This is a genomic window from Gordonia sp. (in: high G+C Gram-positive bacteria) (assembly GCF_052106715.1).
Lineage (GTDB): Bacteria > Actinomycetota > Actinomycetes > Mycobacteriales > Mycobacteriaceae > Gordonia.
In genome coordinates this window covers 1-22,510 of sequence record NZ_JBQEDL010000035.1, presented here as the reverse complement: position 1 = coordinate 22,510, position 22,510 = coordinate 1, and the positions used below count along the sequence as shown (strand labels likewise).

Sequence of the window (22,510 nt, the reverse complement as noted above, 5' to 3'; positions counted from 1 at the left end):
GCGCCACCCGCGGGGCGGGTGGCAGCTCAGCCCGCGGGCACCACCGGAAGCGTCCCCGGGTCCATGTCCGGGGCGACTCCTGTCCAGTACTGATCCGGACGCCCGGTGCCGGTCCCCAACTGCTGCACGCCTTGCGTGTCGCCGACGTAGACGGTGTCGCCGCTGGCGGCCACCGACGTCAACGGCGGCTTCAAGTTGCCTGCCACCAACTCGTCGGACGGCCCTCCGGCGAGCGAGATCCGCATCACCGGCGACTCGGTGCCCGCGCGGACCGCGTACAGCACCGAAGAACTCGACCAGGCGACGTCCTGGACTGCGGTGTCGAGGTCGACGGCGGCGTCCCGGACCCCCGTCAGCGACGGCACGCCGCGTTCGTTGATCGAGAGCACCGCGAACATGGGTTCGCCCGCAACCACCAGCGCCACCCGGACGCCGTCGGGAGCGACACTCATCGCGGTGATCGGCCCCGGTGATTTCTCGGCCACCTCGGTCACATCCAGGTCGACGGTGCCCGCACTGCCCTGCGTGTCCAGCGACCACTGGATTGGGCGACCGTCGACGATCGCGTAGCCCACGCTCGAGTCGGCACCGTACGTCGGCGACGTCACGCTGCGTCCGGTCGTGATCTCGACGGGGTCGGCGCCGTATCGGCCTTCCACGAGGACTTCGCGTCCCCGTTGGGAGAGAACGGCCGCGGCCCGCGACATATCGGCGGTCACCGCGGCGGCCCGCACGTCGCGGGTGGTCCCGAGCGGCCCCGGAACCGGGATCGCTCGTCCGGCCGTCGACCGGACGAGCGCACCGTCGTGGACCAAGTGCAGCGGCGGCGGCACGACGTCTGGTTCAGCCTCGAACGACTGGACGTCGGCCGTCCGCCAGCCGCCGTCGTGGCCCGGAACGAGCGGGGCGCCGTCGGCGTTCAGGTTGTACGTCCCGGTGACGCCCGCACCGTCGAGCGTCCAGATCAGCTGTGCCGCGAGCACCGTTCGGTTGCGTGTGTCGTCGTCGGTCACGTTCGCGATGTCGACGGTCACCGTGTCGCCGTCGGTGACGACCGGACCGGACAGTGTGGCGCCCTTGTCGGCTCCGGAGCCGACGGCGCCCGCCAGATCCGATGCCGGACCGCGCAGGAGCAACGAGACGACGTCGGTGGCCTCGGGCGTGGCGCCGAACACCCAGCGCGGGTCGGTCACCAATCGCGTCATAGTGCGATCGGGGAAGTAGAGGTTCACCTGACGGTAGGCCGTCAGAAATTGAGCGCGGTCGGTGATGGCGCCGCGCGGTATGTCTCCCGAGATCCGCCAGGAGCCGCGCACCCGAGACAGGGACAGCGGAACGACGACCGCCCCGGAGGCAGGCAACAGCTGACCGGACGAAGTCAGGGTGCCGACCTTGTCTGCGGTGATCCGCAGCCGGACGGCGTCCTCGGTCCGCTCGTCGACGACCACTCCGACGTTGTCGACGATAGTCATGTCCCCTTGATCATCCCACCGACCGGACGCCGACGCCGTCAAGAACTTGCGTGCGGCCCGGTGACCGGCGCTGGGATCAGCCATCGCCTTGACCGCATTGCGCGCCAACGTCTCCGGATCATCGTTGCGCCGCGATACGGGGACCGCGTTGGCCGGGTCCTTGCGATCGAACGCTTCGATCGGCTGCGGGGCCGACGAGTCGGGCACCGCCACACATCCCGCCGACAGTGCGGTGGCGACGACGAGAAGCATCGCGACGACGATGCGGGGTGCGCGCTTCACTTGTTCACCTCCGGAGTCGGCTTGAGCGGGAGTGGACTACCCAACAGTTTGTGCCCGCGGAGCAGCGGGAGGGTCAACCGAAAACACGATCCGACGCCGGGCTCGCCCCACGCCTCGAGTCGTCCGGCGTGCAGGCGCGCGTCCTCGATGCTGATGGCCAGTCCGAGTCCGGTGCCGCCGGACCGTCGGACGCGCGACGGATCCGATCGCCAGAACCTGTTGAACACCAGTTTCTCCTCACCGGCCCGCAGACCGATCCCCTGGTCACGCACCGTGATCGCGACCGCGTCGCCGTCCGAGCGCATGGTCAGGACCACCGGCCGACCCTCGCCGTGGTCGATGGCGTTGGCGAGCAGGTTCCGCAGGATCCGTTCCACTCGGCGCGGATCGATCTCCGCGAACACCGGTTCGGCGGGCAGGTTGACGACCAGTTCGGTGTCCGATTCCACCGCCAGGTGCGTTACGGTCGACACCGCGCCGTCGATGGGGATCGCGACGTCCATCCGCTCGGCGGCCAGGTCGGCCATACCCGCGTCGTGTCGGGAGATCTCGAGGAGTTCGGTGAGTAGCGTCTCGAATCGGTCCAGTTCTTTCGAGAGCAGTTCCACCGACCGTCGCTGCATCGGATCGAGCTCGTCGCGACTCTCGTACAACACGTCGGCGGCCATCTTGACTGTCGTCAGCGGCGTTCTCAATTCGTGGCTGACGTCGCTGGTGAACTGTCGTTGCAGCCCGCCGAACTCTTCCAGGTGGGTGATCTGTCTCGACAACGACTCGGCCATGTCGTTGAAGCTGACGGCCAACCGTCCGAACTCGTCGTCGCCGTTCACCGCCATTCGCTCGGTGAGTCGGCCGTCGGCGAACCGGACGGCGATTCGTGAGGCCGACCGCAGCGGGGCGATCACCTGGCGGGAGACCAGCCACGCGATTGCGGCGAGCAACCCGAGCAGGACGATGCCGCCGGCCAGCATTGTTCCGCGGACCAGCGCGCCCGTGTTCTCCTCCCCGGTCAACGGAAAGACGAGGTAGAGCTCGAGGTCTTGCAGCGGCGACTCGACGGGGGTGCCCACGACGAGGGCGGGCACGCTGCTGCCCTCGCGTTCGACGGACGTGTACTGGTACGCGACTTGCCCGCCGCCGACCATCGACAGCAACGATCGCGGGATCTCCTCGATCGGCCCCACCGACAGCCCGGCGTTGGCCGATCCCCGGTCGCCGACCGTCAGCACACTGTCGAAGGTGCCGACACCGGGCGAGGACTGCGCGGTCTCCGAGTCGGCGTCCGAGAGCAGCGATCGGGCGCGCGCCATGAGGTTCTGAGCCGATGAGTTGCTGTCCGACGAGCTGAGGACGCGTTCGACGGCGCCGCGAGCGCGATCGACCTCTTCGGTGGCCGCGGCCTCTTTCGCGTCGAGGAGCCGTCCTGTGATCTGGCTGATGAGCAGGAACCCGAGGATCAACAGGACGACGAACGAGAGCACGAGCGTCGACACGACGACCCGCAGCTGCAGCGAACGTGACCACATCGCGCCGAACGCGCGGCCGACAGAGGCGGCCGCGCGTTGGAGTCGTGCGATGAGCCGGTTGAACCGGCGTCGACCACTCATGGCGGTCCGGCCTTGTAGCCGACTCCCCTCACCGTGAGCACGATCTCCGGGTTCTCCGGATCGGTCTCTACCTTTGCTCGAAGACGCTGCACGTGAACGTTCACCAGTCGTGTGTCCGCCGGATGCCGGTAACCCCACACCTGTTCCAGGAGGACATCACGGGTGAACACCTGCCGCGGTTTGCGGGCCAGCGCGACGAGCAGATCGAATTCGAGCGGAGTCAGCGAGACGGGCTCACCGTCGCGCGTCACCTTGTGCGCCGGGACATCGATCTCCACCGGTCCGATCGCGAGGAGTTCGGCGGGCTCGTCCTCGGTGCGACGCAGTCGTGCGCGAATACGTGCGACAAGCTCCTTCGGCTTGAACGGCTTCACCATGTAATCGTCTGCGCCGGACTCGAGTCCGAGGACGACGTCGACCGTGTCGGATTTCGCAGTGAGCATGACGATCGGGACACCGGAGTCCGAGCGCAGCACCCGACACACGTCGATGCCGTTCATACCCGGCAGCATCAGGTCGAGCAGCACCAGGTCGGGGCGCACTTCGCGGACCGCGGTGAGCGCCTGCGTGCCGTCGCCGACGACGAACGGTTCGAACCCTTCGTTGCGAAGCACGATGGTCAGCATCTCGGCGAGGGCGGCGTCGTCGTCGACGACCAGGACGCGTGGCTTCATGAGAACCCATGGTGTCACCTCTGCTCCCCGGAACGGGGTCCGACTCGCCGAGGCGCCCTCGACGTCTGCCTGTCCGGCAGTCACCGGATGAGTCCGTAGACTGGGGCGCGTGGGGATTCTGGTAGCCATCGAAGGTCTGGACGGAGCCGGTAAACGAACGATCGTCGGCCGCATCCACGACGCTGCGATAGCGCGTGGAGCTCGCACCACGACCTTCACTTTTCCCCGGTACGGCGAGTCGATCACCGCCGATCTGGCGTCGGAAGCTCTCCACGGCGAACACGGCGACCTGCGCGAAAGCGTGTACGGGATGGCGGTGATGTTCGCCCTCGACCGCGCGGCATCCGGGGCGGCGCTGCAAGCCGCGTGCGGAGAACACGATCTGGTCCTGTGCGATCGTTACGTCGCCTCGAACGCCGCCTACAGCGCGGCACGCCTCGGCGAGACGATCGGCGCGTCGCCCGTCGTCGACTGGGTCGCCGACCTCGAGTTCGGCCGTTTCCGTCTGCCGACCCCCGACCATCAACTGCTGTTGGGGGTGCCGCCCGAGGTCGCGATGGCGCGGGCGTCCGGACGGGCGGCCACCGACGTCGACCGCCCCGTCGACCACTACGAACGCGACAGCGACCTCCAGTCCGCCGTCTACCGCGCCTACTCTGACCTCGCCGCCTCGGGCTGGATGTCGACGTGGTCGCACGCCGCAGGCGACGACGCTGTGACGGCTGCCCTGGACCTTCTCGCGTAGCGCCTGGTCACTGACCGAGTCGAGACCCCCGGCGACAATCGCACCGGGGGTCTGCTCAACTCACTCGACTGGCGACGACGAGCACGATCTCAGTAGCGGTAGTGCTCCGGCTTGTACGGGCCTTCGACATCGACACCGATGTACTCGGCCTGCTCCTTGGTGAGCTTGGTCAGCGTCCCGCCGAGTGCTTCGACGTGGATGCGCGCGACCTTCTCGTCGAGGTGCTTGGGCAGGCGGTAGACCTCGTTGTCGTACTCGTCGTTCTTGGTCCACAGTTCGATCTGGGCGATGACCTGGTTCGAGAAGCTGTTGCTCATCACGAACGACGGGTGACCGGTGGCATTGCCGAGATTCAGCAGGCGGCCTTCGGACAGCACGATGATCGAATGTCCGTCCTCGAACACCCACTGGTCTACCTGCGGCTTGATGTTGATGCGCGTCATGCCGGGCGCGGACTCGAGGCCCGCCATGTCGATCTCGTTGTCAAAGTGGCCGATGTTTCCGAGAATGGCCTGATTCTTCATCTTCGTCATCTGCTCGAAGGTGATGATGCCGAGGTTGCCGGTCGAGGTGATGACGATGTCCGCATCGCCGATCGCATCGTCGACGGTGACGACGTCGAAGCCGTCCATGAGCGCTTGCAGCGCGTTGATCGGGTCGACCTCGGTCACCTGGACGCGGGCGCCCTGACCTGCGAGCGATTCAGCACAGCCCTTGCCGACGTCGCCGTAACCGCAGACGAGCGCCTTCTTGCCGCCGATGAGGACGTCGGTGCCACGGTTGATGCCGTCGATCAACGAGTGACGGGTGCCGTACTTGTTGTCGAACTTGCTCTTGGTGACCGAGTCGTTGACGTTGATCGCGGGGAACGTGAGGTCGCCTGCGGCGGCGAACTGGTAGAGGCGGAGCACACCGGTGGTGGTCTCCTCGGTGACGCCCTGCACCGAGTCGGCGATGGTCGACCACTTGGTGGCGTCGGCGGCCATCGACTTGCGCAGCAGTTCGAGGAACACCTTGTATTCGGCGGGGTGGCCGTCGTCGGTCGGCGGGACGACACCGGCCTTCTCGAACTCTGCGCCACGCAGGACCAGCATGGTCGCGTCGCCACCGTCGTCGAGGATCATGTTCGCGGGACGCGCCTGGCCGTCGTCTCCGGCCGGCCAGGTGAGCATCTTCTCGGCAGCCCACCAGTATTCCTCGAGGCTCTCACCCTTCCACGCGAACACCGGGACACCCTGCGGCGCTTCCGGAGTGCCGTTGGGTCCGACGACGATCGCGGCGGCAGCCTCGTCCTGGGTGGAGAAGATGTTGCACGACGCCCAGCGGACTTCGGCGCCGAGGGACGTCAGGGTCTCGATGAGGACGGCCGTCTGCACCGTCATGTGCAACGAGCCGGAGATCCGCGCGCCCTTGAGCGGCGCGACGTCGGCGTACTCGCGACGCAGTTCCATCAGACCCGGCATCTCGTGCTCGGCGAGGCGGATCTCCTTGCGACCGTATTCGGCGAGCGACAGGTCGGCGACCTTGAACTCGACTCCGTTAACTCTCTGGCTGGTCATGGCGTCCGAAGGCGCTGTCATCTGATCCCTCTCACGTTTACGTCGTTGACAGTCAAACGGTACCGGCAGACCCTCGAAGGGCCACCGGTACCGTGTGTCCAGAGTCTCTAGAGTAACGCGCTCAATCGGGCGTGCCGGGACCGCCGTCGGCCAACGGCTCGGAGTCGTCGGGGTCGGGCAGGGTCGTGACTTCCGGGTATCGGCGGATGAAGAGCACGCTGACGATGAGGCCGCCCCAGACGATCAGGGCCGCCACGACGAGCATGATGATCGCGGTGGTGCTCATCGCTTGACCTCCTTCTTAATCGTCACGGAATTCGCACGGCCACCGAGTTCGGGCCACGGACGGAAGCCAGGGTCGTCCCGTCCCTTCCAGGCGAACAACGGCCCGACCACGGCGAACAGGACGAGTAGGACGAGCGTTCCCCACCCGAACACGCCGACGAACCAGACCGGATAGCCCTCATACCCTTCGGTGATCAGGTCGATGAGTTTGTCGACGAGGATGACGCCCAAGAAGATCGGTGCGTACACGCCGATCACGATGACCCACCATTTGCCGACCTTGAACGTCGACACCGCACTCAGATGCAGGCGGAGTTCTTCGATATTGCGCATCACCCATACGGACAGCACACACATCACGATGGCGGAGAACACGATGCCGACATTGTTCGAGAAGGCGTCGACGGTGTCCAGGGTGTAGAGGCCGGTGGTCGTCGAGAACAGCGCGAACGAGATGATCGCGGCGACGATGCCGACCGCGACGGCCGCCGTCCGACGGCTGAGACCGAACTTCTCCTGCACGGCTGCGGACACGCCCTGCACGATCGACACCAGCGACGTGAAGCCTGCGATCACCAACGCACCGAAGAACAGGGCGCCGAACAGGGCGCTGCCGGGCATCTCGGAGATGACGGCGGGGAACGTGACGAACGAGAGGATCGGGCCAGTCAGGCCTTCGAGTTCGGCCACCGGGACGTGCGACTGGTGCGCGAGGAAACCCAGGGCCGAGAACACTCCGATACCTGCCAGGATCTCGAAGGACGAGTTCGCGAATCCCACGACCAGGCCGGACGACGTCATATTCGCCTTGCGGCGCTGGTACGACGCGTACGAGATCATGATGCCGAATGCGATCGACATGGAGAAGAAGATCTGACCATACGCCGCGATCCACACCGAGAGGTCGGTGAGTGCGTTCCAGTCCGGGGTGAACAGCGCGTTCAGGCCATCGGAGGCTCCAGGAAGAGTCACCGCGCGGATCACCAGCGCACCGAAGCCGATCACCAGCAGTGGGATCCCGAAGACGTTGAGCTTCTCGACGCCCTTGGCCACGCCCAGCGCGAGCACCGCGACGATAGCGACCCAGACCCCGACGAGCGGCCACGCAACACCGGCGACCAACTCCGTGGACACGCCGACCTCGTCGGGGAGTTTCAGATACTCACCGGTGAAGAAGTCGGCCGGTTTGTCGCCCCACTTGGTGCCGAACGAGAAGTAGAAGAAGCTGAGCGACCACGCGATGATCACCGCGTAGTAGACGGAGATCACGAAGAGCAGGCCCACCTGGAACCAGCCGAGTCCCTCGGCTCTGCGCTTCATCCGCCGGAAGGCCAGCGGCGGTGCGCCGCGGTATCGGTGGCCGATCGCGTAATCGAGGAACAGTACCGGGATGCCGACCGTCAGCAACGCGATCAGATATGGGACCAGGAATGCGCCGCCGCCGCTCTCGTACGCGACGCCAGGGAATCGCCAGATGTTGCCGAGGCCTACGGCGGAGCCGATCGCGGCCATGATGAAGCCGCTGTTACTAGTCCACGACTCTCTCGCGGCACCGCTCTTCGGCTGCACTTGCGTCAAGGCGTGGCCCCTTTCGTTGCTGAAACTGATGCGGCTGAAAACTGATGCGAACCTATCGCATCGAACTTGTACGTCCGGCCACATTGCCGACTCTGACGCGAGAAGAGAATATGCATCGCGCCGAACGCGCTTTCATCGACACCCCTGAACCACCCTTGGAATTAATCGGACCACGGTCCGGTTATGCTGGATGACAGCGCGCACCAGCGCACGAGACCAGACGAAAGCGAGAGGTCAATGCAGTTCGGCATCTTCAGCGTCGGCGACCTGACCGCCGACCCCACCACCGGCACCACCGTCAGCGAGCACGAGCGACTCCAAGCGATCACGGCTCTCGCGCTGAAGGCCGAAGAGGTCGGTCTCGACGTCTTCGCCACAGGTGAGCACCACAATCCGCCGTTCGTCCCTAGTTCGCCGACCACCATGCTCGGCTGGATCGCCGCGCGCACCAAGACATTGCAACTGTCGACCGCGACGACCCTGATCACCACGAACGATCCAGTCAAAATCGCCGAGGACTACGCGATGCTCCAGCATCTGTCCGACGGCCGCGTTGACCTGACGCTCGGCCGCGGCAACACAGGTCCGGTATACCCGTGGTTCGGCAAGGACATCCGCAAGGGCATCCCGATGGCCGTCGAGAACTACCACCTGCTGCGTCGCCTGTGGCGCGAGGAGTCCGTCGACTGGCAGGGCGAGTTCCGTACGCCCCTACAGGGATTCACCTCCACGCCGGCGCCGCTCGACGGCACGCCGCCGTTCGTGTGGCACGGCTCGATCCGGTCGCCGGAGATCGCCGAGCAGGCCGCGTTCTACGGTGACGGGTTCTTCCACAACAACATCTTCTGGAATAAGGAGCACACCGAGCAGATGGTGAATCTGTATCGGCAGCGCTTCGAGCACTATGGCCACGGCAGTGCCGACCAGGCGATCGTCGGACTCGGCGGCCAGGTGTTCATGGCGTCGACCGAAGCCGAGGCCAAGCGCCGGTTCCGGCCGTACTTCGACAACGCGCCCGTCTACGGGCACGGCCCGTCGCTCGAGGAGTTCACCGAGATGACGCCGCTGACCGTCGGCACCCCCGAGCAGGTCATCTCCAAGACGTTGGCGTTCGCCGATTACGCGGGCGATTACCAGCGACAGATGTTCTTGATCGATCACGCGGGATTGCCACTCGAGGCCGTCTTGGAGCAGGTCGAGATCCTGGGACGCGACGTGGTTCCGACGTTGCGGGCCGAGTTCGAGCGTCGCCGTCCGGCGCACGTTCCGTCCGATCCGCCGTCGCACGCGGACCTCGTCGCCGCGGGCGCCGACAGCAAGCACCGCCTGGTGATCCCGAATCAGGGCGTCGCAGCAGGAGCAGCGAAGTGACCCGCCGCGTGGCGGTCGTCAACGCCGGAGTCTCGGCTGCGTCGTCGACGCGGTTGCTCGCCGAGCAGTTGGCGGGTGCGGTCGATTCGGCCGTGTCCGCGCGCGGTGAGCAGGTGCAGATCGACTACGTCGATGTGGCCTCGCTCGCTCGCGACCTGGCGACCGCTGTCACCTCCGGCGTGCTGTCGACGCAGGTACGGGCGGCACACGACCTGGTCGCTGACGCGGACGGCCTGATCGTCGCGACGCCGGTGTTCGCGGCGTCGTACAGCGGCATCTTCAAGATGTTCTTCGACACCCTCGATCCCGACTCGATCACCGGTGTGCCCGTCCTCGCGGCAGCGACCGCCGGAACGCCGCGGCACTCACTGGTGATCGATCACGCGATCCGACCGCTTCTCGCCTACCTGCGCGCCGACGTGCTGCCTACCGGTACCTTCGCGGCGACCGACGACTTCGGATCGACCGAGCTGAACGGCCGCGTGTCGCGGGCGGGATCCGAGTTGGCGCAGCGCCTGGTGTCCGACGGCGCGGTCGCAGGCTTCGGCGGACCGACCGAATCGGCCCCGCGCCGTAGTGGCCGCAGCACCGACCTCGGCCCGGTGACCGACTTCGCGAGCCTGTTGAACGGCCACACCGGCCAGGTGTGAACGCGCCGACCGGTGCCGCATCCCCCGACGGAATGCAGCACCGGCGGCGTCGGTCAGGCGCTGAAGGTGCGGCTGACCCGCAGATCAGTCTCGCGCATCGTCGTTGCCGCCCGCTGAACTCCCACGCCGAGCCCGTCGAGGCGGGTCCGTGCGTCGGCAAAGAGCTTGTCCCACTGCGCCTGAGCCTGCTGGTACGACATCGCGCCACCGGAGTCCCAGTGGCTACCCAACGCGGTCACCTGCCTCTTGAGTTGTCCCGACAACTCCTCGAGTCGCTGGAACTGTGAGCGCAGGTCGCCCGACAGATTGTCGAGCCCTGCGAAGTTGTAACGGATCACTCCGGACATGTCTGTACTCCCCCTGTGAATCGTCGAGTCTGTGAATCGTCGAATGGCCAGTCGGCGCCTACATCGCCAGCGTGCCGTTACCCGAGGCGCCGACCATCGTCGCCGCCGTCGCGTCCTCGTCGTCGTATCCCCGGAACCCGGTCGTCAGCTTCGCCTCGATCTCGTCGAGTGCGTGCTGCAGCTTGGTCGCCGTCCCGTGCCAGTCGGCATGTGTGCCGCCGAACGCGTTGGACGCCTTGCCGTCCCACGTGCTCTGCCCCGTTCCGGCAGCGGACTGGATCCGGCCGATGATGCCCTGCATCTCGGACACGATCCCCTTGATCGACGACGCCGACGCCTGGGAGGCGCCGAGGTCGACGTTGAGTCCTGTCGCCATGTGGATATCCCTTTCTCTATGCCGGATCACACCGATCCGGCGAGGTCTGCGTGCCCCGCGTCCAGGCGTAGCCCGACGTCGGTTCCGAACGGCTGCGCGAGCAACGCCGCGAGTTCGTCGACCGGGTCGCCTGCTGCCCGGGTCGGTTCGTCGACGGCAGTCGACGAGTCAGTCAGCCGGAGTCCGGTGTCGTCGACGGGTCGGGCGGCACCGCTCGCCGCCATCGGGGTCATCGGTATGCCGCCGACCGGGCTCGCGGTATGAGACGCAGGCACCCCACTTCCCGCCGCCCCACTTCCCGTTGGCCCATTTCCCGTTGACCCGGTGCCCGCCTCCCCCGTAGTCATCGACGCATTGCTGGTGACCGGGCGGTCAGCCAGTTCGATCAGTGCCTGGCCAGCATCGACGGAGGGGGTCGCGCCGCTCGTCACGGCGCCCACGCCGGTTCCCGTTCCGGCCCCGCCGTTTGCGATCCCGATCGCGGTAGGCCGCATCGACGGCGTCGCATTCCCTGCGGTCCCATTCCCTGCGGTAGTGGTCCCGCCGGTCGCGGCAGTGCCTGTCGTGCCGAGCGCCGCGGTCCGATCGCCGGGAACGCAGCACGCACCGGCCGTAGCTGTTGCCGGGGCTCCCGTGGTTCCCATCGGGTCGGTGCCGGTCGTCTGCGCGGTTGATGGGTCTCCGCCGACCCCGAGTATCCCACCGACGAACTCGACTCCCGCGTCGAACAGCGGTCCGGCCTGCCGCAGCGCAGTCGACAACATGTCTCCGGACAGCCCTATCGGTGCATCGGACACCGCGACGGGAGTCCCGACCGCGCTGATGTGTGCGGTCGGTGCGGTGAGCTGAGCTCGTGTATCCGCGACGACGGCGAGGCCTTCGGTGAGGCCTTCGGCCGCGATCCCGAGTGCCGCGACTTGTCCGGCCGGTGTCACGAGGGTGGGAGCCGCCGCGGTGAGCAACCCGACGGTCTTGGCGACGACTCCCTGCAACTGCACGAGTCCGGCTCCGACGATCGTCGCGGCGGCTTGCACGTCGGCCGCCATGGCCGTCCCCTGCGCCGCGATCTGCTCGGACTGGCCCGCCGTTCGGACAGCGGTTCCGATTGCGGCGGTCGCGGCCTGACCCGCCCAGTCGGCGTCGATGTTCGAGGTCGCGTTCAGCAACGTCGACGCACCTGACTGCAGCAGACCCGCGAGGCTGCCGAGCGACTCGATCGGACTGTTCGCACCGGACAGACTGCCTGTCCCGAACGTGCCGAACAGGTCGACGATCGGTTTCACCAGCGCAGTCGGATCGAGCCCCGGCAGAGACGGCAGCGCGGGCAGCCCGAGATCGGACAGGTCCGGGAGACTGATCGACATCGGCGCATCGAAGGTGGGCAAGCCGAGGTCGTGCAGCACGTCGGCGACAGGCGTGTCGAGGAATGCGGTGAGACCGGTCGGCTCGAGCAGGTCGCCGACTGTCACAGTCTCTCCCGACGCCCCGCCGGACGTGACCGCCTCGTCGCACACCGTCATCGCGACCTCACACCTGCTGCGGCAGCAGCGTCGGCGGCGGTGAATCCGGCGAGTCCTGCGGCGGTCGCTGCTGCCGTTCCGGCGTGCACTGCGGCGAGGCGTCCCACCGCGTGTATGTGGTTGGCCTCGGCGATCGCGTACGCGGTGAGGAATTCCTGGCCGATGAGTCCGAATGCCGCCGCCATCACTGCCGCCTGCGCGGCGTCGACTGTCGCGGCGCCGCCCGTCGCCGTGGCGAGCGCTCCCGATTGCGCGCCGAACGCTGCGACGCCCGCGGGCGCCACCTGTACCTGACCACTCATGACTCCCCCTCCGTCGACGGCTCTCGACTACTTGGACGCACGTACCGGTCTTTCGGTTCCATCGACTCGCCGGTGAGCTCGGCGAAGTCGTCGACGAAGACGGCCATGATCTCCGCGCGTTCGGTGAAGGCCTGGGTCGCGGCGCGCACTGCGGTCCTCACGATCGCATCGGCCAATGCCGCGGGCCGCCCGTTGCCTGCGCCGGGAAGCAGTTGCAGCCGTGTCATCGCACCGGACACGTCGACGTCGACGATCACCCGGCCGTCGTCGCCCGTCTCGCGGACCGTCAATGCCGCCAGTGTGCGCTGCACGTCCTCGAGCATGTCGAGTTGCCGTTCGGCCGTGCGTTGCACGTCGTCCATCACGCTCATCGCGCGGTCCTCGCCGCGCGGGCCTTACCGGTGTCGGCGGCGTCTTCGGCGGCGAGGAGGTCAGCACGCGACGGCAGACCCAACAGCGAGAGCGTCTCCTCGGGGACCCCGTCTGCGGTCAACGCGGCCCGACGCCGAACGCCTGCGGTGACCCCGGCGAGTCGGCACAACGCGACGATGTCGTCGGCCAGTGCCGATAGGTCACGCCGACACTGCGCCGGCTCGAGTTTCATCGCGACCGGCAGGCCGGCCGGTGTGCAGGTCACGGCGATTCCGCCGCCTCGTGAACGCACCGTGGTCAGGCGTTCGGGAGTGGGGGTCTCGGCACCGGTCTGATCGAGTGATCTCTGTGTCTCCATGAAAGGTCAGACGCACGCTGCCCGCGTCCGGTTCCATTGATCTTCTTTCGGGCGAGTCGCGCGACGGCGGGCGTAGCGTTCGGCCTCACCGCATCCCAGAGACCAGCGCGCCGCGACGCGGCACCGAACGGACCAAGCACATGACCATGGACACCACCTCGCCCGCGGGCACCGAACCGTACGACGCCGACACCCCGCCGTGGCTGATCGCACCCCAGCCCAATCAGCCCGCCCAGCCGAACCAACCGGTTCAGCCGAACCAGCCCGTCCAACCGACGCAGCCCGCCCGCCCGACGATGGGCGACGAGATCGACCTATCCGGAATCGTGCCGCCGCCCGCAGCAGGGTTCGCGGCACCTGCACGGCCGCCGGCTGCCCCACCGCCACCACCCGTGTCGATGCCGCGCGCGCAGCCGTACACCCCGCAGCCTGCCGGGCGTTCCGTCCCGCCTGCGCCGGGCCCGTCGGTCCACCGCTCCGGGCCCGCTCTCGACGAGGTCGCGTTGATCCGGAAAGCTCGACGTCCACCGGTCCGCGGGTGGCGCCGCGCGGTCCACACCTTGAGCGGCGGCTCCGTCAATCCTGGCGAGTCCGCTGCCGAACTCGACTACCGCGACCTGCTCGAGCGGGTCCGGCAACCCGTCCGCGGCGACTACCGGATCGCGGTCCTGTCCCTCAAGGGCGGCGTCGGGAAGACCACGACGACCATCGGGCTCGGATCGACGTTCGCATCGTTGCGCGGCGACCGCGTGATCGCCGTCGACGCCAACCCCGACCTCGGCACCCTCGCGCAGCGGGTGCCGCTTCAGACCCAGTCGACGGTCCGCGACTTGCTCGCCGACCCCGTCCTCGCCCGCTACTCCGACGTCCGCGCCCACACGTCTCAGGCGCCGAGCCGTTTGGAAGTTCTTGCCTCCGAAAGGGATCCAGCAGCTGCCGAGGCATTCGACGAGAACGAGTACCGCGGCGTCATGTCGATCCTGCAGCGGTTCTACAACATCATTCTCACCGACTGCGGCACAGGAATGTCGCACAGCGCCATGCGCGGAGTACTCGACCTCGCGGACGCCGTCGTCCTCGTCAGCTCACCTGCCCTGGACGGCGCCCGCAGTGCGGGTGCCACGCTGGATTGGTTGGCAGGCCACGGATTCGGGCACCTCATCGCGCGCAGCGTCGTAGTGCTCAGCTCGGCTCGACCAGGATCGTCGACCATCGACATGGACGACCTGACCCGGCATTTCCTGACTCGGTGTCGTGCCGTCCACGAGATCTCATTCGACGACCATCTCGCCGAGGGCGCCGACATCGACCTCGATCTCCTCGGCAAGCGAGCGCGACGATCCTTCGTCGAGCTGGCGGCCACCATCGCCGATGACTTCGGCGGGACCGTGCTGCGACGTCATCCGCCTCTCGAGGGGTGAGGCGGCCACGCGCAGCGGCCTGGAGAGCGGGTCGGACGCTCTCCAGGCCGGGTGATGGTGATGCGGGGCCGTGCTCAGGCTGCGTTCTCGACTCCGTCCGCCCCTTGGGAGGGGAACGAACCCACGGGTCGGCGAGCCGCGCTGCCGCCGCGCGCAGCCTGCACGAATCCGGGACGTGCACGTCCGGCGAAAGCCTTGAACCACGATGCGACGGCGGCGACTCGGTTACGGAAGCCGACGAGGTAGAACAGGTGGACGCCGAGCCACGCGAGCCAGCCGAGCACACCGGTCAGTTTGATGCCGAGCGGCGCGTCGACGACGGCGTTGTGCCGGTTCACCACGGCCATGCTCCCCTTGTCCAGGTACTCGAACTCGGTGCCTGCCGCCTTCTTTCCGCGGATCACGTCGGCGACGTGACGCCCCTGCTGCATGGCGACAGGGCTCTGTCCGGGAAAGCCCTTGAGACTCGTCATGTCGCCGATGGCGAAGACGTCGTCGCGCTCGCCGACCGTCAGGTCGTCGTCGATGAGGAGGCGTCCGGCACGATCGGTCTCGCAGCCGGTCGCCTCGGCGATCACAGACGCGAGGCCGGTCGCCTGCACGCCGGCCGACCACACGACGGTCGCCGCGGTCAGGACGCGCTCGTCGTCTCCGCTGCGGACCACGACCTCTTGGCCGTCGATGTCGGTGACGAACGTATCGGTCAGGATCTCGACGCCTGCCTTCTCCAAGGTCTTGCGGGTGAACGCCGACAGTTTGCCGCCGTACACGGGCAACAGGTCGCCCGCTCCTTCGACGAGGTACACCTCGGCGGGCACCTCGGTGAAGTACCGGGCGCTCAGCTCGCGGATCTGTCCCGCGATCTCGACGCCCGTCGCGCCGCCGCCGACCACGACGTAGGTGTGCGCCTCGGCGTCCTCCGCGGGCGCGGCGAAGCACTCCAGGAGGTGGGCACGGAGAGCCACCGCGTCGTCGAGCGTCTTGAGGGAGAATGTGCGATCGGCCCACTCGTCGTGGCCGAAGTACCCCTGGGCGACACCGGCCGCGGCAACCAGGTGCTGATAGGAGACCTGCTCGGAGCCGTCGTCGGTACGGTAGGTGACGACCTTGCGCTCGACGTCGACGTCGGTCACGTATCCGCGAACCACCGAAACCGATTCCTTGGACGCGAGGACGTCTGCGATGCTCGGTGCGATCTCCTCGGTCGGGAGCACGCCGGTCGCCACTTGGTAGAGCAGCGGCTGGAACAGATGCTCCTCGGTCGCCGAGATGAGAATCGTGTCGACATTCGACTTCGCGAGCCGCTTAGCTGCGGCCAAGCCGCCGAAACCCGAGCCTATGACCACCACGTCGGTGTTGCGCATGTCCGATGCTCCTCTCGCGTCGTGTGCGTCTGTTACCAGCTTGCTAGAACTGCGATCTATCGACAAGGCAGACGAGCAGGCGTTCTCTTGTACTTTCAATCTGTTCTCTTCATAGAATGGCGGAATGGAATTTCGCCAGCTCGAGTATCTGGTCGCTGTCGCGGAGACCGGTGGGTTCTCCCGAGCCGCACAGCGCTGTTTCGTGTCTCAGTCGGCGATCAGTCACCAAGTGGCAGCGCTCGAGCGCGAGTTGGGCGCCGAACTGTTCGACCGTTCGCAACGCCGGGTCCGACCGACTGAGGCGGGCGAGACGCTCGTGCCGTATGCACGCGATCTGCTCGCCTTGCGCGACGATGCGATAGCCGCGACGGCTCCGCGTCCGGACCGTGTCCGCGTCGCCGCCAACATGTCGTTCGCCCGCGCCGCGTTGACCGCGGTCTCCGCGGTAAGAGAGCGAAATCCGGAGGCCGAGATCGACTTCCTCATCAAGCCGTTCAACCAGCGCGTCGAGGCGGTCGCCTCGGGTGAGGCCGATCTCGCGCTGATCCGCGGCACCGTCGATCGCGACGGCCTGTACCTCGATCCGCTGTGGGTCGATCAACCCGTGATCGCATTCAACTCCCGACATCCGCTCGCCGCAGGCGGCCAGGCGCCCACGCCGACCGACCTCGCCGACTATCCGTTGATCCTGCCGCCCGCCGACCGCCAGGTCCTGTTGCATCAACTCGTCGACCGCGCGTTCGCGCGCGCCGACGCCGAGGTCACCTACGGCCCCGAGATCAGAGAGGGCCACTCGGTCGCCTTCGAACTCATCAACCGGCAGACGGCGTGGACGCTTCTGTACGAGGATCCGTTGCAGCCGGGCATCTCGTGTCGGCGGAGCCTGAACTTCACGCTTCCGGTCTCCGCAGTGCTCCGCGTCGACGCGACGCCGAACGAACTGGTCGCCGAACTGCTCACCGAGCTGTCGAACGGTTTCCGGCGGACCTGAGCATCGACTCCGGCCGGCCGTCCCAGGTCATGATTCGAGGAGCCTGCGGGGTCCGGCGCCGTGCAGTCCGTACTCGTCGCCGGGATTGGCCAGCGCGCAGCGCTCCAACGACAGGCAGCCACAGCCGATGCAGCCGGTGAAGTCATCGCGCAGTTGCTGCAGTCGATGGATCCGTTCGTCGAGTTCGGCGCGCCACGCCTCCGACAGCTTCGTCCAGTCGGCAGCCGTCGGCGTGCGTCGTTCGGGCAGTCGCTGCAAGGCGGCTCGGATGTCGGCCAACGGGATCCCGACCCGTTGCGCGATCCTGATCAACGCGACGCGCCGCAGCGTGTCGCGCCGGTACCGTCGCTGGTTCCCGCTGGTCCGGCGCGCCTCGATCAAGCCTTCGCGCTCGTAGAAGTGCAGTGCTGACACCGCGACGCCACTGCGCGCCGACAGCTCGCCGACGGTGAGTTCCGTGCCACGCAACACTGGCCGATCTGACATCGTGCTCCCTCTCTCCGACCCGCCACTTGACCTCAACCTTAGTTGATGTTTCAGAGTCGAGGCATGAGCATGGAGACGACGGCGTGGAACACGATGTACGCCACGATGAACGCCCAGACCGGACACCGGCGGATCGATCCGGCGCTGCTTCGCCGGATCGCACGCTTCGCCGCGCGACTGAGACGACGTCTCGCCGGCTTCGCGGTGGTCAGCGTCGTCGTCGCGGGTCTAACCGTCGCGACTCCCCTGCTCGCCGGCCGGGTCGTCGACGCGATCACTCGGTCCGCACCGTCGTCGACCGTGGTGATTCTGGCGTCGATCATCGCGGGCGTCGCGTTCGCCGAAGCAGGATTCGGCCTCGTACAACGTTGGCTATCGTCGACGATCGGCGAACGACTGATCTTCGATCTGCGTACCGCGGTCTACGACCACGTCCAGACCATGCCGGTCGCGTTCTTCAGCCGCACCAGGACCGGCGCGTTGGTCAGCCGGTTGAACAACGACGTGATCGGTGCGCAACGCGCGTTCAGCGACGCGTTCTCCGGCGTCATTAGCAACACCGTCACGCTACTGCTCGCGCTGGTCGCGATGGTGAGCCTGTCGTGGCAGATCACGCTCGCAACGCTGCTGCTCCTGCCCGTGTTCCTGGTGCCCGCACGACGGTTCGGCGCGCGCATCGCCGACCTGCAGCGCATCCGAGCCGCGCACGATGCGGCGATGGGCGACCGCATGACCGAACGGTTCAGCGCGCCAGGCGCCACGTTGATCAAGCTGTTCGGCGGGGCCGATCGCGAGTCGACGGAGTTCGCCGATCGAGCTGGGCGCGTGCGCGACGTCGGCGTGCGATCGGCCATGGTGCAGGAGATCTTCTATCTGGCGTTGATGGTGGTGTCCGCGCTCGCGTTGGCGCTCGTCTACGGCGTCGGCGGCGTGCTCGCGTTGAACGGGCAGATCCAGACGGGCACCGTTGTCTCGTTGGCGATGCTTCTCACCAGGCTTTACGCGCCGCTGACCGCGCTGGCCAACACTCGGGTCGAGGCGATGAGCGCGATGGTCAGTTTCGAGCGGGTCTTCGAGGTGCTCGACCTCGCGCCGCTCATCGAGGATCGCGACGACGCGCGCCGAGTTCCGGACGGTCCAATCGGCGTCGAGTTCGACGGGGTCGCGTTCGCCTATCCGTCGCCCGCCCAGATCTCGTTGGCGTCGCTGGAGGACGTCGCCGTCCTCGATCCACGCCCAGGCGGCCAGGTTCTGCACGACGTGTCGTTCACGATCGCGCCGGGGCAGACGGTGGCGCTGGTCGGCACGTCCGGTGCCGGAAAGTCCACGATCGCCGGCCTGATCCCGCGACTGTTCGACGTCGACGAGGGATCGGTTCGCATCGGCGGAGTCGATGTACGCGATCTCGCCGCGTCGTCGCTGCACTCCGCGGTCGGCATGGTGACCCAGGACGGGCATCTGTTCCACGACACGGTCCGCGCCAACCTCACGCTGGCCAATCGCGACGCGACCGACGACGAAGTGTGGGACGCGCTGCGGCGGGCCCGACTCGACGGCGTCGTCGCTGCACTCCGGGAAGGCCTGGACACTATCGTCGGCGAACGCGGGTACCGGTTCTCCGGCGGCGAACGACAGCGACTGACGATCGCCCGCGTCCTGCTCGCCAAACCGCGCGTGGTGATCCTCGACGAGGCCACCGCTCACCTGGACACGACGTCGGAGGCTCAGGTCCAGCTCGCACTGTCCGAGGCGCTCGCCGGCCGCACCGCGATCGTGATCGCGCACCGCCTCGCCACGGTCCGCGACGCCGACGCGATCCTCGTCGTCGAGGACGGCCGGGTCGTCGAGTCCGGATCGCATCTGGAACTGGTCGATGCGGGCGGACGGTACGCCGAGTTGTACAGCGCCTGATCGTGTCTGTTGCTTTACCGCACCCTCACCTACCGGCGCGCACCCTCAACCCGTCGTAGCAGCCTAGGCCCAGGCTGCTACGACGCAATGAAGCGGCGACAAGGTATCTGAGACTGCGTCAAGATATCCGACGCTGCAACGACCCGAACGAGCGTGCGGGCAACCAGCCGACCTCGCCGTCGTCCAGGCATCTCTTGTTCTTTGGCCCGCGCCCCGACCAGCATCAACGCCCACGCAGCTTCCTCCCGAGACCCGAGCCCTCAACCCCCGCAACATCCTCCGCCTGCGAGGTCGCTCTCGTCGCGCACGTCGCGCGTGCGCTCGGCGCGCGCGGCCCACTGGTCCGGCGGCGGGTATGCGACGTGCACGAGGCTCAGCCCACGGGCCTGCGCGACCGGCACCTGCGCGGACCGCGCCTTCTCGTCGAGCAGTCCGGCACACCAGTGCAGGTCACGGCGTCCGTCACCTACGACAGCCACAGCGCCGACCAGAGATCGGACCATCGACCAACAGAACGCGTCGGCACGGACGACGGCGACGAGCACGCCGTGTCGGTTGCGGCGCCATGAGAACTCTTGGAGTTCGCGGATGGTGGTGGATCCGGGACGGTGCCGGCAGAAGGCCGCGAAGTCGTTGAGACCGAGCAGGGTCGCGGACGCCTCGTTCATCGCGTCGACGTCGAGGCGGCGCTGCCAGTCGGCGGTGCAGCGCGCCAGGGTCGGCTCGGCGCCCCACGGTGCGTCGGTGAGCCGGTACTCGTAGGTGCGGGCGAGCGCGGCGAAGCGCGCGTCGAAGTCGTCGGAGACGGCATCGACCGCTTTGACGCGGACGTCGTCGGGAAGCATCTTCCCGAGGCGGCGGACGAGCCGGGTGGGGTCGCCTTCGATCGAGCGGGTCTGCAGGGACTCGGTCGGCACATCGCAGTGCGCCACCTGACCGGCCGCGTGCACTCCGGCATCGGTGCGACCGGCGACGGTGAGCCGGATCGGTGTCCGCAGGATGGTGGCGAGGGTCGTCTCGATCGTCTCGCAGACGGTGCGCCTGCCGGGTTGGGTGGCCCAACCGGAGAAGTCGGTGCCGTCGTAACCGATCGTGAGGCGCAGACGACACTGCCCGCCTTCGTCAGTGACGAAGGCGGGCAGGTGCGTGTCCGGAAGGATCAGTCTTCCTGCTGTGACGGCGGCAGCGAGTAGCCCGCTGCTTCCGCATCTGCCTCAGTGGCGAACCAGATCTCCGCGACGGTCGACTCGTAGAAACGAGTGCCGGGGCGGTGGTACAGCTTCGATCCGGCGTTGCCCTTGATCGGGAAGCCCTCCGGCTGCTCGTCGCCCTCGATCGGGGCGTGCGAGCCTGCCGGAGCGTCGGCGTCGGCGACCACGGCTGCGGTCGACTCGTCGTCCACTGCCTCGGCGACCGCGTCAGCGTTGTCGACCTGCGCGTCCGTTGCCTCGGCCTCGACGGCCTCGACGACGTTCTCTGCTGCGGCAGCCTTCTTCTTCGAGGCCGCAGCGCGGGTTGCGCGGTTGGCCTCGTTCGACGCTGTGGCTTCGCGGACCAGCTCGATCACTGCCATCGGGGCGTTGTCGCCCTTGCGCGGCAGAGTCTTGACGATCCGGGTGTAGCCGCCGTTGCGCTCCGCGAAGTGCGGACCGATCTCGGCGAACAGCGTGTGGACGACATCCTTGTCACGGATGTCTTTGAGTACCTCGCGACGGTTGGCCAGCTGGCCGGTCTTCGCGTGGGTGATCAGCTTCTCGGCGTACGGACGGAGCCGCTTGGCCTTCGCTTCGGTGGTGGTGATGCGGCCGTGCTCGAAGAGCGCCGTGGCGAGGTTCGCCAAGATCGCCTTCTGGTGGCTGGCCGACCCGCCGAGGCGGGCACCCTTTGTGGGCTTGGGCATTTCTCTCTCCTAGGAGGGGACTTGCGATCTGAAGACCGAAAGTCGTAGTGGTTCTAGCAGCCCCTTAGAGCTGTTCGGTCTCCGCGAAATCCTCACCGGAATCGGCGTCGTACGACGCCTCGTCCGTCCATGTGCCGGTAGCCGGGTCGTAACCGGCGACCTGCGACGGGTCGAAGCTGGCCGGGCTGTCCTTGAGGGCCAGGCCCAGACCGTGGAGCTTCACCTTCACCTCGTCGATCGACTTCTGACCGAAGTTGCGGATGTCGAGCAGGTCCGACTCGGTGCGTGCAACCAGCTCGCCGACGGTGTGAACACCTTCGCGCTTGAGGCAGTTGTACGAACGGACGGTCAGCTCCAGATCCTCGATCGGCAGCGTGAACGCAGCGATGTGATCGGCCTCGGCAGGCGACGGCCCGATCTCGATGCCCTCTGCCTCGACGTTGAGCTCCCGTGCCAGGCCGAAGAGCTCGACCAGGGTCTTGCCTGCGGATGCGAGTGCATCGCGGGCGGTGATGGAGTTCTTCGTCTCGACGTCGAGCACCAGACGATCGAAGTCGGTGCGCTGCTCCACACGGGTGGCCTCGACGTTGTAGGTCACCTTGAGGACCGGCGAGTAGATCGAGTCGACCGGGATGCGGCCGATCTCGGCGCCGGACGCCTTGTTCTGCACTGCGGGCACGTAGCCGCGGCCCCGCTCGACGACGAGCTCGATCTCGAGCTTGCCCTTGTCGTTGAGAGTCGCGATGTGCAGGTCCGGGTTGTGTACCGTGACGCCTGCAGGCGGCACGATGTCAGCACCGGTGACGGCGCCCGGACCCTGCTTGCGGACGTACATGGTGACCGGCTCGTCCTCTTCGGAGCTCACGACGAGTCCCTTGAGGTTCAGGATGATGTTGGTGACATCTTCCTTGACTCCGGGGACGGTGGTGAACTCGTGCA

General features: G+C 67.3%; 23 protein-coding genes. 6 read left to right on the top strand and 17 right to left on the bottom strand.

The features are described 5' to 3' along the window. Positions 1 to 26: 26 nt before the first annotated feature. From ACTIMF_RS15630 to mtrA, 3 genes are read right to left on the bottom strand one after another with little or no spacing between them, the layout of a single operon-like run. Positions 27 to 1,754 (bottom strand): LpqB family beta-propeller domain-containing protein, encoded by a 1,728-nt coding sequence (locus ACTIMF_RS15630; protein WP_442351205.1) that lies wholly within the window; start codon positions 1,752 to 1,754, stop codon positions 27 to 29. Next, a complete protein-coding gene (gene mtrB / locus ACTIMF_RS15625) occupies positions 1,751 to 3,361 on the bottom strand; it encodes an MtrAB system histidine kinase MtrB (protein ID WP_442351204.1) in 1,611 nt (536 codons plus the stop codon). The genes ACTIMF_RS15630 and mtrB overlap by 4 nt, the downstream gene beginning before the upstream one ends. Beyond that, positions 3,358 to 4,035, bottom strand: a complete 678-nt coding sequence (mtrA, locus tag ACTIMF_RS15620; RefSeq protein ID WP_442351215.1) for an MtrAB system response regulator MtrA — start codon at positions 4,033 to 4,035, stop codon at positions 3,358 to 3,360. Before mtrA ends, mtrB begins: the two co-directional genes overlap by 4 nt. 109 nt (positions 4,036 to 4,144) lie before the next feature. Between mtrA and ACTIMF_RS15615 the strand changes: the two genes are divergently transcribed. Then, the gene (locus ACTIMF_RS15615; protein WP_442351203.1) at positions 4,145 to 4,780 is read left to right on the top strand and encodes a dTMP kinase; all 636 of its coding nucleotides are present in this window, start codon (positions 4,145 to 4,147) and stop codon (positions 4,778 to 4,780) included. A gap of 89 nt (positions 4,781 to 4,869) precedes the next feature. On the opposite strand, the gene ahcY is transcribed toward ACTIMF_RS15615, so the two are convergent. From ahcY to ACTIMF_RS15600, 3 genes are all read right to left on the bottom strand, one after another. Further along, on the bottom strand, positions 4,870 to 6,360 hold the full coding sequence (gene ahcY / locus ACTIMF_RS15610; RefSeq protein ID WP_442351202.1) for an adenosylhomocysteinase: 1,491 nt from the start codon (positions 6,358 to 6,360) through the stop codon (positions 4,870 to 4,872). Between the two features lie 100 nt (positions 6,361 to 6,460). Next, positions 6,461 to 6,625 carry a methionine/alanine import family NSS transporter small subunit gene (locus tag ACTIMF_RS15605; protein WP_442351201.1) on the bottom strand — a complete coding sequence of 55 codons (165 nt, stop codon included), beginning with the start codon at positions 6,623 to 6,625 and terminating at the stop codon, positions 6,461 to 6,463. Continuing rightward, on the bottom strand, positions 6,622 to 8,202 hold the full coding sequence (locus ACTIMF_RS15600) for a sodium-dependent transporter (protein ID WP_442351200.1): 1,581 nt from the start codon (positions 8,200 to 8,202) through the stop codon (positions 6,622 to 6,624). Before ACTIMF_RS15600 ends, ACTIMF_RS15605 begins: the two co-directional genes overlap by 4 nt. 237 nt (positions 8,203 to 8,439) lie before the next feature. Here ACTIMF_RS15600 and ACTIMF_RS15595 point away from each other — a divergent pair, with 237 nt between their 5' ends. Together ACTIMF_RS15595 and ACTIMF_RS15590 are read left to right on the top strand one after the other, a co-directional pair. Beyond that, a complete protein-coding gene (locus ACTIMF_RS15595) occupies positions 8,440 to 9,573 on the top strand; it encodes an LLM class flavin-dependent oxidoreductase (protein ID WP_442351199.1) in 1,134 nt (377 codons plus the stop codon). Further along, positions 9,570 to 10,223: a CE1759 family FMN reductase gene (locus tag ACTIMF_RS15590; RefSeq protein ID WP_442351198.1), complete on the top strand. Its 654-nt coding sequence runs from the start codon at positions 9,570 to 9,572 to the stop codon at positions 10,221 to 10,223. Before ACTIMF_RS15595 ends, ACTIMF_RS15590 begins: the two co-directional genes overlap by 4 nt. Before the next feature lie 53 nt (positions 10,224 to 10,276). Here the strand turns inward: ACTIMF_RS15590 and ACTIMF_RS15585 are convergent, their stop codons facing one another. The 6 genes from ACTIMF_RS15585 to ACTIMF_RS15560 are packed head-to-tail and all read right to left on the bottom strand — an operon-like array spanning position 10,277 to position 13,498. After that, positions 10,277 to 10,570, bottom strand: a complete 294-nt coding sequence (locus tag ACTIMF_RS15585) for a WXG100 family type VII secretion target (RefSeq protein ID WP_442351197.1) — start codon at positions 10,568 to 10,570, stop codon at positions 10,277 to 10,279. 58 nt (positions 10,571 to 10,628) lie between these two features. After that, a complete protein-coding gene (locus tag ACTIMF_RS15580) occupies positions 10,629 to 10,946 on the bottom strand; it encodes a WXG100 family type VII secretion target (protein WP_442351196.1) in 318 nt (105 codons plus the stop codon). 26 nt (positions 10,947 to 10,972) lie between these two features. Further along, positions 10,973 to 12,466: a hypothetical protein gene (locus tag ACTIMF_RS15575; protein WP_442351195.1), complete on the bottom strand. Its 1,494-nt coding sequence runs from the start codon at positions 12,464 to 12,466 to the stop codon at positions 10,973 to 10,975. Next, positions 12,463 to 12,768: a hypothetical protein gene (locus ACTIMF_RS15570; RefSeq protein WP_442351194.1), complete on the bottom strand. Its 306-nt coding sequence runs from the start codon at positions 12,766 to 12,768 to the stop codon at positions 12,463 to 12,465. The genes ACTIMF_RS15575 and ACTIMF_RS15570 overlap by 4 nt, the downstream gene beginning before the upstream one ends. Then, positions 12,765 to 13,139 carry a YbaB/EbfC family nucleoid-associated protein gene (locus tag ACTIMF_RS15565; protein ID WP_442351193.1) on the bottom strand — a complete coding sequence of 125 codons (375 nt, stop codon included), beginning with the start codon at positions 13,137 to 13,139 and terminating at the stop codon, positions 12,765 to 12,767. Before ACTIMF_RS15565 ends, ACTIMF_RS15570 begins: the two co-directional genes overlap by 4 nt. Further along, positions 13,136 to 13,498, bottom strand: a complete 363-nt coding sequence (locus ACTIMF_RS15560; RefSeq protein ID WP_442351192.1) for a hypothetical protein — start codon at positions 13,496 to 13,498, stop codon at positions 13,136 to 13,138. The genes ACTIMF_RS15565 and ACTIMF_RS15560 overlap by 4 nt, the downstream gene beginning before the upstream one ends. Positions 13,499 to 13,638: 140 nt before the next feature. On the opposite strand from ACTIMF_RS15560, the gene ACTIMF_RS15555 reads away from it, so the two are divergent. Continuing rightward, a complete protein-coding gene (locus ACTIMF_RS15555) occupies positions 13,639 to 14,919 on the top strand; it encodes a nucleotide-binding protein (protein ID WP_442351191.1) in 1,281 nt (426 codons plus the stop codon). 74 nt (positions 14,920 to 14,993) lie between these two features. Here the strand turns inward: ACTIMF_RS15555 and ACTIMF_RS15550 are convergent, their stop codons facing one another. Beyond that, positions 14,994 to 16,283, bottom strand: coding sequence for an NAD(P)/FAD-dependent oxidoreductase (locus tag ACTIMF_RS15550; RefSeq protein WP_442351190.1), 1,290 nt, complete (start codon positions 16,281 to 16,283; stop codon positions 14,994 to 14,996). A gap of 124 nt (positions 16,284 to 16,407) precedes the next feature. On the opposite strand from ACTIMF_RS15550, the gene ACTIMF_RS15545 reads away from it, so the two are divergent. Beyond that, positions 16,408 to 17,274: a LysR family transcriptional regulator gene (locus ACTIMF_RS15545; RefSeq protein WP_442351189.1), complete on the top strand. Its 867-nt coding sequence runs from the start codon at positions 16,408 to 16,410 to the stop codon at positions 17,272 to 17,274. Between the two features lie 27 nt (positions 17,275 to 17,301). Here ACTIMF_RS15545 and soxR read toward each other — a convergent pair whose 3' ends face one another. Continuing rightward, entirely contained in the window at positions 17,302 to 17,760 is a 459-nt protein-coding gene (soxR, locus tag ACTIMF_RS15540) for a redox-sensitive transcriptional activator SoxR (RefSeq protein WP_442351188.1), read from the bottom strand. Positions 17,761 to 17,823: 63 nt separating this feature from the next. Here soxR and ACTIMF_RS15535 point away from each other — a divergent pair, with 63 nt between their 5' ends. After that, a complete protein-coding gene (locus ACTIMF_RS15535; RefSeq protein WP_442351187.1) occupies positions 17,824 to 19,671 on the top strand; it encodes an ABC transporter ATP-binding protein in 1,848 nt (615 codons plus the stop codon). 260 nt (positions 19,672 to 19,931) lie between these two features. Here the strand turns inward: ACTIMF_RS15535 and truA are convergent, their stop codons facing one another. The 3 genes from truA to ACTIMF_RS15520 all read right to left on the bottom strand — a co-directional run. After that, the gene (gene truA / locus ACTIMF_RS15530; protein ID WP_442351214.1) at positions 19,932 to 20,831 is read right to left on the bottom strand and encodes a tRNA pseudouridine(38-40) synthase TruA; all 900 of its coding nucleotides are present in this window, start codon (positions 20,829 to 20,831) and stop codon (positions 19,932 to 19,934) included. Further along, the gene (gene rplQ / locus ACTIMF_RS15525; protein ID WP_442351186.1) at positions 20,831 to 21,571 is read right to left on the bottom strand and encodes a 50S ribosomal protein L17, sunset domain variant; all 741 of its coding nucleotides are present in this window, start codon (positions 21,569 to 21,571) and stop codon (positions 20,831 to 20,833) included. Before rplQ ends, truA begins: the two co-directional genes overlap by 1 nt. A gap of 64 nt (positions 21,572 to 21,635) precedes the next feature. Further along, the coding region (locus ACTIMF_RS15520) for a DNA-directed RNA polymerase subunit alpha (protein ID WP_442351185.1) at positions 21,636 to 22,510 on the bottom strand (875 nt) is incomplete at its 5' end.